Annotated in this window: 2 protein-coding genes; one reads left to right on the plus strand and one right to left on the minus strand. The window is 67.3% G+C overall.

All coding sequences use genetic code 11. The annotated features are described in order from the left end of the window. Positions 1 to 93: 93 nt before the first annotated feature. Entirely contained in the window at positions 94 to 816 is a 723-nt protein-coding gene (locus HV826_RS36260) for a YebC/PmpR family DNA-binding transcriptional regulator (RefSeq protein ID WP_163779074.1), read from the plus strand. A 60-nt stretch (positions 817 to 876) separates the two neighbouring features. Here HV826_RS36260 and HV826_RS36265 read toward each other — a convergent pair whose 3' ends face one another. Further along, a complete protein-coding gene (locus tag HV826_RS36265; protein WP_176421560.1) occupies positions 877 to 1,680 on the minus strand; it encodes a lectin ESA-2 in 804 nt (267 codons plus the stop codon). Positions 1,681 to 1,827 lie beyond the last annotated feature (147 nt).

The following is a 1,827-nucleotide window of genomic DNA, read 5'->3' on the forward strand; positions in this document are numbered from 1 at the left end:
GGGCCAGGCAGGGCTGTCCTGGTCAACATCCGGGCCCCGGGGGCGCGACAGGGAGTAGCCACGCGGAACGTGGCCGACCTATACATCCCTCCCATGGGACGCATTTTCGAGACACGCAAGGCCACGATGATGGCCCGCTGGAACAAGATGGCGAAGGTGTTCACGCGCATCAGCAAGGACATCGCCATCGCGGTGAAGGCGGGTGGGCCGAACCCTGATTCGAACTCCACGCTGCGCCGGGTGCTCCAGAACGCCCGCGCCGCGAACATGCCGAAGGACAAGGTCGACGCGGCCATCAAGCGCGCGAGCGGCCAGTCGGCGACCGACTACGAAATCGTGCTCTACGAAGGCTACGCGCCCCACGGCATCGCGCTGCTGGTGGAGACGGCGACGGACAACGTCGTGCGCACCGTGGCGAACGTGCGCATGCACTTCAACAAGTACAGCGGCAACCTGGGCACCACGGGCAGCGTGGCCTTCATGTTCCAGCGCATGGGCGTGTTCCGGCTGAACCCGGAGGGCCTGGACCTGGACGCGCTGGAGCTGGAGCTCATCGACCACGGCCTCCAGGAGATGGGCGAGGGCGTGGGTGAGAAGGGGGAGAAGCAAATCATCATCCGCTCCGCCTTCACGGACTTCGGTCAGCTCCAGGCCGCCATCGAGGCCAAGGGCCTGGTGCCCGTCTCCGCTGACTCCGAGTACGTGGCGCAGAGCCCCGTCGAGCTGCCCGAGGACAAGGCCACCGAGGTGCTGGAGCTCGTGGACGCGCTGGAGCAGGACGACGACGTCCAGCGCGTGTTCCACAACCTGGCGTGAGGCTGGAGGCCGGGCCGGCCCTCGAGTCAGGGCCGGGCCAGCCGTGGCCACACGCGGGCGTCAGCCGAGCGTGGCGCGGAAGCCGATGGGGCCCTCGCCGTTGTAGACCATGGTGCCATTGAGCGTCTTGCCGCCGTCGCCGGACGCGACGTTGAGGGCGACGACGTTCTGGCCGTTGCGGGCGCCAATCATCCAGAAGCCGCCCGGATGCCAGGGCGCGGCGCTGCCGCCCCACTGGTTCTCCACGGTGTAGGTGTCCTGCGACGTCAACGTGCCACGGAAGCCAATGGGCCCCTCGCCGTTGTACGTCATGGTGCCGCTCAGCGTCTTGCCGCCGTCGTTTGACTTCGCGTCAATGTTGACGACGTTCTGCTTGCCGCGGGTGCCCAGCACCCAGACGCCGCCGGGATGCCAGGGCGCGGCGTTGCCGCCCCATTGGTTCTCCACTGCGTAGGGGTCGCCCTCGGTGACCTCGCTCTTGAAGCCGATGGGCCCCTCTCCGTTGTAGGTCATGGTGCCGCTCAGCGTCTTGCCGCCGTCGTTGGACTTGATGCTGACGGCCACGACGTTCTGCTTGTCCCGCGCACCGAGCACCCACATGCCGCCGGGATGCCAGGGCGCGGAGGCGCCTCCCCACTGGTTCTCCACTGCGTAGTTGTTGGCGCCGGTGAGGGTGCCGCGGAAGCCAATGGGCCCCTCGCCGTTGTAGGTCATGGTGCCGGTGAGCGTCTTGCCGCCGTCGTTGGACTTGACGTCGAGCGCCACCACGCTCTGCTTGTCCCGGGCGCCGATAATCCACAGCCCACCGGGGTTCCAAGTCGCTTGCGAACCACCCCACTGATTCTGAACGAGATACGCAGCCATTCGAGACGTCCTTTGTGTCGAGGTTTGGACAGACGTGAACTGCGGGCTGGAGCCGGGACGGAGGTCGGCGGCTCCGCGCGGCCTCCAAGCAGGGGGCATGCCATTCGGTGTGAGAGGGTTCTCCCTCCGTGTGGGATGGGCGGGTTG

Source organism: Myxococcus sp. AM010, assembly GCF_013372585.1.
Taxonomy (GTDB): Bacteria; Myxococcota; Myxococcia; order Myxococcales; family Myxococcaceae; genus Myxococcus; species Myxococcus vastator.